General features: G+C 70.9%; 6 protein-coding genes. 5 read left to right on the top strand and 1 reads right to left on the bottom strand.

Annotated features, from left to right (window positions below; genetic code table 11):
* Positions 1-221: 221 nt before the first annotated feature.
* From rplU to obgE, 3 genes are all read left to right on the top strand, one after another.
* On the top strand, positions 222-542 hold the full coding sequence (gene rplU / locus M5362_RS06070) for a 50S ribosomal protein L21 (RefSeq protein ID WP_015033583.1): 321 nt from the start codon (positions 222-224) through the stop codon (positions 540-542).
* A gap of 14 nt (positions 543-556) precedes the next feature.
* Positions 557-811, top strand: a complete 255-nt coding sequence (gene rpmA, locus M5362_RS06075; protein ID WP_260226291.1) for a 50S ribosomal protein L27 — start codon at positions 557-559, stop codon at positions 809-811.
* Between the two features lie 115 nt (positions 812-926).
* Positions 927-2,366, top strand: coding sequence for a GTPase ObgE (gene obgE, locus M5362_RS06080; protein ID WP_260226292.1), 1,440 nt, complete (start codon positions 927-929; stop codon positions 2,364-2,366).
* Between the two features lie 158 nt (positions 2,367-2,524).
* On the opposite strand, the gene M5362_RS06085 is transcribed toward obgE, so the two are convergent.
* A complete protein-coding gene (locus M5362_RS06085; protein WP_260226293.1) occupies positions 2,525-4,693 on the bottom strand; it encodes a PIG-L family deacetylase in 2,169 nt (722 codons plus the stop codon).
* A 193-nt stretch (positions 4,694-4,886) separates the two neighbouring features.
* Here M5362_RS06085 and M5362_RS06090 point away from each other — a divergent pair, with 193 nt between their 5' ends.
* Positions 4,887-5,888, top strand: coding sequence for a hypothetical protein (locus M5362_RS06090; protein WP_260226294.1), 1,002 nt, complete (start codon positions 4,887-4,889; stop codon positions 5,886-5,888).
* Positions 5,885-8,695 carry a stealth conserved region 3 domain-containing protein gene (locus M5362_RS06095; RefSeq protein ID WP_260226295.1) on the top strand — a complete coding sequence of 937 codons (2,811 nt, stop codon included), beginning with the start codon at positions 5,885-5,887 and terminating at the stop codon, positions 8,693-8,695. Before M5362_RS06090 ends, M5362_RS06095 begins: the two co-directional genes overlap by 4 nt.
* Positions 8,696-8,763: the final 68 nt, after the last annotated feature.

Genomic DNA, 8,763 nt, shown 5'->3' on the forward strand with positions numbered 1-8,763 from the left:
CCGGCCGCACCGCCGCAGAGGTGAAGTCACCGAATTTGACCCCTTGCGGCACCGGCCCGTAACCTTGACCGTCGGCGTGTCGTATGACCCGCCTAACCCCTGAGCACCCTCCTCCCGGTCTGCCGGGAGAGGCCGCTCGTCCACTTCCGGATCACCGCGGGCTTCGGCCCGTGTGAGCGGCTGGCATCAGGGGCCCGTTCCCGAGTGAGAGAGAGATCCGCGTGTACGCCATCGTGCGCAGCGGTGGTCGCCAGCACAAGGTTGCTGTCGGCGACATCGTTGAGGTTGACAAGATTTCCACTGCCAAGGTTGGCGACACCGTAGAGCTCTCTACGCTGCTCGTTGTCGACGGCGACGCCGTGACCAGCGACCCGTGGGTCCTGGCCGGCATCAAGGTCACGGCCGAGGTCGTGGACCACCACAAGGGCGCGAAGATCGACATCCTTCGCTACAAGAACAAGACCGGTTACCGCCGTCGCCAGGGCCACCGCCAGCAGTACACGGCGATCAAGGTCACCGGCATCCCCGCGGCTGCGAAGTAAGGGACTGAGGAGAGATGGCACACAAGAAGGGCGCATCGTCCACCCGGAACGGTCGCGACTCCAATGCTCAGCGGCTCGGCGTGAAGCGCTTCGGCGGTCAGGTCGTCAGCGCCGGTGAGATCCTGATCCGTCAGCGCGGCACCCACTTCCACCCGGGCGCGGGCGTCGGCCGTGGCGGCGACGACACGCTGTTCGCCCTGCAGGCCGGTTCGGTGCAGTTCGGCACCCACCGTGGCCGCAAGGTCGTGAACATCGTTCCGGTCGCCTGATCGGTTCCTTTGCGGAGGCGGACCTCACTTCCCGGCAGGGAAGCGGGTCCGCCTTTCGCGTGTTACTAGATAGACATTCCACCTCGTAGCACCCCTTTGCAATGGAGGCACAACCATGACCACCTTCGTGGACCGCGTCGAGCTGCATGTCGCCGCGGGTAACGGAGGCCACGGCTGCGCCTCCGTACACCGGGAGAAGTTCAAGCCGCTCGGCGGACCCGACGGCGGCAACGGCGGCCGTGGCGGCGATGTGATCCTGGTCGTCGACCAGGCCGTCACCACGCTCCTCGAGTACCACCACTCGCCGCACCGCAAGGCGACCAACGGTCAGCCCGGCGCCGGCGACAACCGCTCCGGCAAGGACGGCCAGGACCTCGTCCTGACCGTGCCCGACGGCACCGTCGTCCTCGACAGGGACGGCAACGTCCTCGCCGACCTGGTCGGCCAGGGCACCACCTTCGTCGCGGGCCAGGGCGGCCGCGGTGGCCTCGGCAACGCCGCGCTGTCCTCCGCCCGTCGCAAGGCCCCCGGCTTCGCGCTCCTCGGCGAGCCCGGCGAGGCGCGCGACATCGTCCTGGAGCTGAAGACCGTCGCCGACGTGGCGCTGGTCGGCTACCCGAGCGCCGGCAAGTCGTCGCTCATCTCCGTCCTCTCGGCCGCCAAGCCGAAGATCGCGGACTACCCCTTCACCACGCTCGTACCGAACCTGGGCGTCGTCACCGCCGGCTCGACGGTCTACACGATCGCCGACGTGCCGGGTCTGATCCCCGGCGCCAGCGAGGGCCGCGGCCTGGGCCTGGAGTTCCTGCGCCATGTGGAGCGCTGCTCGGTCCTCGTGCACATCCTGGACACGGCGACGCTGGAGTCCGACCGTGACCCCGTCAGCGACCTCGACATCATCGAGGAGGAGCTGAAGCAGTACGGCGGTCTCGAGGACCGCCCGCGCATCGTCGTCCTCAACAAGATCGACATCCCGGACGCCCAGGACCTGGCGGAGATGATCCGCCCGGACCTGGAGGAGCGCGGCTACCAGGTCTACGAGGCCTCGGCCGTGGCCCGTACGGGTCTGAAGGAGCTCTCCTTCGCGCTGGCCGACATCGTCGCCAAGGCGCGTGCGGCCAAGCCGAAGGAGGAGTCGACGCGGATCGTCCTCCGTCCGAAGGCGGTCGACGACGCGGGCTTCACGGTCACCTACGACGAGGCCGAGGACGTCTACCGGGTGCGCGGCGAGAAGCCGGAGCGCTGGGTCCGCCAGACCGACTTCAACAACGACGAGGCCGTCGGCTACCTGGCCGACCGCCTCAACCGACTCGGTGTCGAGGACGCGCTGATGAAGGCGGGCGCCCGCTCGGGCGACGGTGTCGCGATCGGCTCCGAGGAGAACGCGGTCGTCTTCGACTGGGAGCCCACGATGATGGCGGGCGCCGAGATGCTCGGCCGCCGTGGCGAGGACCACCGCCTGGAGGCCCCGCGTCCGGCCGCCCAGCGTCGCCGGGACCGCGAGGCGGAGCGGGACGACGCGCAGCGCGAGTTCGACGACTTCAACCCGTTCTAGGCCTCTGCCCCGCAGGGCCTCTGCCCCGCGTCCGAACGCCGTCGCACCTCGTCGAGAGGTACGGCGGCGTTCGGCGTTCTCCCGCTGGGGAGGACGTATACGTACGACAGGCGCCCCACGAGCCGTTCGGCCGTGGGGCGCCTGTGCGCGCAGGAGGGTCAGGAGGCCTGGCTGTCCGCGACGTCCCGCAGTCGTGTCACGACCGGGCGGCCCGTCAGACCGAGGGTGACCACGGCCGCCGGGGCGCCACCGTTGGCCGTCACTGCCGCCGGGGTACCCACCGTGACGGCGGGCTGCCGGGTGCGCGCCTCGGCCACACCGCCGTCGTGGACGTCGTAGACCAGCGCCTCGCCGCCCCCGGCGGTGGCGGCCATGAGGAGCGCGTCCGCGAGGGGCTTGCGGCCGCCGACCAGGCCGACCCGGCCGTATCCGGGGACGGCGGGGTTCGCCACCGTCGTCCAGCGGCCGGTCCGACCCGCGGCCAGCCGCTCGACCATCACGCGGTCGCTCGCCACACGCCGGTAGCCGAGCAGCACGGAACCGTCGGAGGCGGTCACGGCGTCCGGGACGTCCCCGGGCTTCGCGACGAAGCGGCGGGAGCCCTTGCGCAGCTCGTCGGAGGGCTTGCGCTGCGCCCAGTGCTCCACCCAGCCGGGCGCGGAGGCGAAGAGATGGATGAGCCCGCCGCCGTCCACCGTGGCGGCGAGGCCGTCCTGGACGAATCCGCCGGGCAGCGCCTGCCACGGCGACCAGGTGCCCCGCTCGTCCATGACGCGGGTGCTCACTCCCTTGTCCCCGTTCCGTACGAAGACGTGGACCCGGCCGTCGGAGCCGGTCACCGCGGTCGGGGGACCGGTCAGACGGCTGCGCCGGGGACGGCTCTCGGGGTTGCCGAGCCCCACCCAGCTGGGCTCGAAGGCGCCGCCGGGCGTCCGCTGCCGGAGCATGACGATCTCGCGGGTGTTGCCGGCGGTGGCCCCCTCCAGCCGGGAGAAGCGCAGGGCGAAGATCAGCTGGCGGCCGTCCGCGTCCGTCGTCACGGATATCGCGGGTGCCAGCGGTCCGCCGCCGAGATCCTCGGGGGCGCCCAGGACCCCGGCGGATGTGCCGGTCCAGCGCGCCAGCCGGGTGCCGAGGACGGCGTACACGGTCAGGCTGCCGTCCTCGGCGGACACGACCTTGGGGCCGGCGTTCGGATAGCGCCGGTGGGTGCTGCGGACCCACCCCTTCTTCGACACGAGGACGCGGTCGGAGCCGATGGCGTAGTCACCGCAGCCGGAGGCGTTGCCGCACTCCCAGGAGGGGTCGCCGCCGTAGGCGTTGAGGTACTGGGCCTTGAGGGCGACCGTCTCGGGCGGCAGATTGTGGGGCCAGCGCTGGTTGTAGTAGCCGCGGTAGGACTCGGTCTGGAACGTGGGGGCCTTGCCGCGGCGCGCGGTTCCGTCGGCCCACTCGGCCAGCGCGCGCCAGGCGAAGAGCGCGGCGGCGGTGTGGTCGGGGTGGTCGGAGTAGCCGACCTGGTCGCTGCCGCGGGGATGCCGCTTGTCGTGGACCTGAGCGTCCGGGTCGGGGTCGAGCGTCCGTATCAGGGTGGGCCGGTAGCGGCGCAGCAGCGACACGAGGGTGTCCACCAGAGCCTTGCGGTCGTAGGAGAACGCGCCCTTGACCTGGGACTCCGGGGTGGGCTGGGTGGGGAGGCGCGCACCGGGGCTGCCCCACAGGGCTGTCATGTTGACCGGTCTGCCGTGCTCCTTGGCGTGCATACGTATGTTGAGGAATATCAGCTCCGCGCGCCGGCCCTGGTGCTCCAGCACGTTGAGGTCGGCCGCCCGGCCGTCGGGCAGCGGGATCGTCGTGCGCTCCCACGTGGTGAACAGCGGGGCGCCGAGCATCCGCGCGTAGGCCTGCCGCAGCCCCTGCTGGCGGGAGGAGATGTAGGCGGGTAGGTTCGCCGGAGGGTTCGGCTGCCCGGGGATCGCGTTCACGCCGAAGGATCCGCCGTCGGTGATGTAGACGGAGACCACCGGCACGCCCCTCGACAGGGTATGGATCACATCCGGGTTCATGAAGAAGAGGTCGTCGTCCGGGTGGGCCACGATCTGCATCACGCGCGCGCCACCGGGCTCGGCGAATCCGTTCCGCGGCTCGGCGCCCAGCTGCCGCACCGGCATCCCGGAGCCGCCACCGCCCGCGTGGTCGCCGGGCGGCGGGGCGGCCGGTGCGGTGGTGCAGCCGGCGACGAGCCCGGCCAGTGCCACACCGGCGGCGGACCCGAGCAGTGTGCGCCGCGACGGCGTGAAGGTGTCGAAGTTGCTCCCGCGGCCCATCTTCCCCCTGCCTTCCTGTGCGATCGGCGAGATCGCCACAGGTAAAGAGGGAAAAGATCCACACAGGTTTCACCTGATCGAGTGATTGCGGTCACATAATGGTCAAATCAGGAGTCAACTTGCCATTGAACTTCGTCCTTGACAGCATGTGCCGCTGACTGTCAGCTGCTGAGAATGGAAGCCGGGAATCGCCGTGAGTGACTCACTGCTGCCCTACGCGGTGGGCGCTGCGAAGCGTGCGCGCCGGGCCGCCGTACGCATGCGCCGTCGGGTCGAGCAGTTGCACACCGTTCCGGCGATCGGCGGTGGGATCCGGCCGAGCGCGCAGCTCAAGCCCGTGCACTTCTCGGTCTCCAACGGCAGGACCCTCAACTTCGCCGTCGCCGTCCCCGGCCGGCGCGTCGCCTCCGCCGAGCTCGTGCTCTCGCACGGCACCAGCCGCGAGCGGGTGCCCCTGGAGCTCGAACCGCAGGCCGACGGTACGGCGCTGCTCACCGCGACCGTCCCCCTGCGCCACAAGGACCGCCCGGAGCCCGTCGTCCGCGGACCGGTGCTCGGCAGCGGCATCTGGCGGCTCGCGGTCCTGATCACGGACCTGGACGGCCAGACCCGCCGTACGACCGTCGCCGCGGCCACCGGCCGGGACCTCTCGGACGGGCCCACCCTTCCGTTCTCCCCGTCGCCGACGAGCGGCGCGACCTTCCGGATCGTCCGCTCGGTCGACGGCTTCGCCCTGCTGAAGGTCCGGGCACCCCGCCCCCACGCCGAGCTCACCTCCTTCGACCTGCGCTGGGACCGGGTCACCGTCCACGGCAGGCTCATCGGCTCCGCCCAGACCTCGGGGACCGCGGAGGCGGTGCTGCGCCGCGGCAACCACAAGGCCGTCACGGTCACGCCCGAGTGGGACGGCGACCGCTTCACCTTCGACGTTCCCCTGGACAAGATGGGTGCGGGACGCGGAGCGGCCCGGACCTGGGACCTCTACCTGCGGCTCGGCGGCACCCGGCTGAAGATCGCCCGGCGGCTGACGGACGTCCGTCACCCCCGGCTGGTCTACCGCACGCCCTTCCGCATCGTCGCCCTCGACAACGGCTCCCTCATGCGGGTGCACGCCCATGTCACCGCGGCCGGAGCGCTCGCCGTCAACTGCGCAGATGTCATAGCCGCGCACCCCAGCACAGAGGAAGTCGCATGAAGATCACGTTTCTGCTCACCTGGGGTGACGAAATGGGCGGCACCGAGATGGCCGCCTACACCCAGGCGATCCATCTCGCGCCGCGCCACGACGTCGAGGTCCTCAGTGTCTTCAAGACGCGGCAGGAACCGTTCTTCGCAGCGGCCCGGAAGGTCAAGCGGCGCTACCTGGTGGACCGGACCGGCTCGGTCGAGCGCCCCGTGCGCGACTCCGCGCTGGACGCCGCCGCCTGCCGCACCCTGACCTCCCTTCCCAGCGAGATCATCAAGCCCTCCTGGGAGAGCACCTTCAACCGGCTCTCCGACGTCGAGATGGTCCGGGCGCTCGGCTCCCTGGACTCCGACGTGCTCGTCACCACGACGCCGGCCCTCATGGCCGCCGTGGCCGACCTCGCGCCCTCCCGCGTCGTCACCGTCCACCAGGAGCACCGCGCCTCCCAGCTGCGCGGCGTCTCCGGCGAGCCCCTCCTCGTCTACGCGCCCCGGATCGACGCGCTCGTCTCGCTGACCGAGCGCACCAACGACTGGTTCGCCGACTCGCTCCAGGACGCGGCGCCCGAGCTCGTCGCCATCCCGAACGCGGTGCCCGACGGCTACCGCCCGCGCTCCGACCTCGAGAGCAAGACGATCGTCCTGGCTGCCCGGATGACCCCGGAGAAGCAGCTGGACCACGCGATCCAGGCCTTCCACCGCATCTCGGGCGACTTCCCCGACTGGACGCTGCGCATCTTCGGCGACGGCCCGCAGCAGGTGCGGCTGCGTCATCTCGTCGAGGGGCTCGGACTCCACTCGCGGGTGGAGCTCATGGGCCGCTCCGACCAGATGGAGCAGGAGTGGGCCAAGGCCGCGCTCTGCCTGCTGCCCTCGCGCAACGAGGCGTTCCCGCTGGTCCTCCTCGAGGTCTTCGCCGCGGGCGTGCCCGTGATCGCGTACGACATCGTCACCGGGCCCGCCGAGATCATCCGGCACGACGTGGACGGACTGCTGGTCCCGCCGCGCGACATCGAGTCGCTGTCCGAGGCCATGTCCCGGCTGATGGCGGACGACGACACCCGGCACGCCTTCGGCAAGGCGGCGCGCACCGGTGTCAACGAGCGCTTCTCCGGAGAGAAGATCACCGCGCAGTGGGAGGAGCTCTTCGAGCGCCTCGTCGCCCGCCGTGACACCCCCGAGCGTCTCGCCGCGCGTGCCGACCGCACCGCGCTGCGGATCGCGCAGGGCGGTACCAAGAGCTTCAGCGTCGCCGCTCCCGTCTCCCTGCTCGCCAACTCCTCCGACGAGCAGAAGGCGCGCGAGGTACTGATCCAGGCGCAGAACCGGGGCCTCATCCGCTCCGCCGGCCGGCTGGCGGAGGAGCGGGACGACATCGACGCCCCGACGATGGCCAACCTCAACCTGGAGATCACGGCCAAGGCGTTCGAGGACGCCGGCGTCCCCTTCGTACTCGTCCGCAACGACGGCCTCGCGCATCTGGTGGCCGTACCGGTCGAGCACCGTGACCGTGCTCTCCAGGCACTGGCGACCGAGCTGCAGGGCAAGCCGGTCTACGGCGAGCTCATCACGCCTCGCGGCGCCGCCCCCGGAGCCGTACTGGCCGAGCGGCTCGACAGCGTCGGCGAGATCGCCGGTGTGAAGATCTTCAAGCCGGTGACGAGCGCGAGCCGCACGCTCCGCTACGGGCCGGCGTACGGCTGCACCGTCGAGTTCTGGGACGAGGACGAGGACGGCTGGCGCAACAGCCCACGCTCCACCACCCTCCTCGGCCGCCGCCTGCCCACTCTGGAGCCCACCGCCAAGCTCCAGGTCGGCGAGGACTCCTACCCGACGCTGACCCAGTTCACCAAGCCGCTGATGTGGGACGTCGACTTCCCCATCGACGTCGTCTACACCTGGGTCGACGACACCGACCCGGCGTGGCGCAAGCGCCGCGACGACGTACGCCGCAAGCTGGACATGGCGGTCGACGACGCCGACAGCGGCGACGTCCGTTTCCGCAACCGCGACGAACTGCGGTACTCGCTGCGGTCGCTGGAGATGTTCGCGCCGTGGGTGCGCAACATCTACCTGGTGACGGACGACCAGACCCCCGAGTGGCTGGACACCGACCAGCCCGGCATCGAGGTGGTCGCCCACCGGGACATCTTCCCGGACCAGTCCTGGCTGCCCACGTTCAACTCGCACGCGATCGAGAGCCAGCTCCACCGGATCGAGGGGCTCTCCGAGCACTTCCTCTACTTCAACGACGACGTGTTCATCGGCCGTCCGCTCGCGCCGCACTCGTTCTTCCTGAGCAACGGCGTCGCGAAGCTGTTCCGTTCGCCGACGTCCGTCCCGCCGAGCGAGCCGTCGGACGACGACGAGGGCTACTTCGCCGCGGCGAAGAACAACCGGGCCCTGCTGGAGAAGGCCTTCGGCCGGGTCGCCACGCACGGCTTCCTGCACGCCCCGCACCCGCTGCGCCGCAGCGTGCTGGGCGAGATCGCCGAGCGTTTCCCCGAGGAGGTCTCGGCGACGGCCCGCAACCCGTTCCGTGCCAACTCGGACCTGTCGATCACCTCGTCGCTGCACCACCACTACGGCTACCTCACCGGCAGCTCGGTGCCCTCCGCGATCTCCTGCAGCTATGTCAACGTCGGCAACTACGAGCACCACTCGGTGCTCAGCCGGCTGCTCGCCTCCCGCAGCCACGACGTGTTCTGCATCGGTGAGTCCGCGGACGCGGAGGTGCCGGTGGACGAGCAGGACCGCGTGCTGCGCGCCTTCCTGAACGCCTACTTCCCGGTCCGTTCCCGCTTCGAGCGGAGCTGACCGCAGGGCACGGCCACGCAGAAGAGTGGGGCCCTTCCCCGTCCGGCCGGACGGGGGCGGGGCCCCCC

This window comes from Streptomyces sp. Je 1-79 (assembly GCF_025195125.1).
Lineage (GTDB): Bacteria > Actinomycetota > Actinomycetes > Streptomycetales > Streptomycetaceae > Streptomyces.

Bases quoted from the DNA above. Each gene is read 5' to 3' on its own strand.
- M5362_RS06085 (WP_260226293.1), bottom strand. From the start codon at position 4,693: ATGGGCCGCGGGAGCAACTTCGACACCTTCACGCCGTCGCGGCGCACA.
- rpmA (WP_260226291.1), top strand. From the start codon at position 557: ATGGCACACAAGAAGGGCGCATCGTCCACCCGGAACGGTCGCGACTCC.
- M5362_RS06095 (WP_260226295.1), top strand. From the start codon at position 5,885: ATGAAGATCACGTTTCTGCTCACCTGGGGTGACGAAATGGGCGGCACC.
- obgE (WP_260226292.1), top strand. From the start codon at position 927: ATGACCACCTTCGTGGACCGCGTCGAGCTGCATGTCGCCGCGGGTAAC.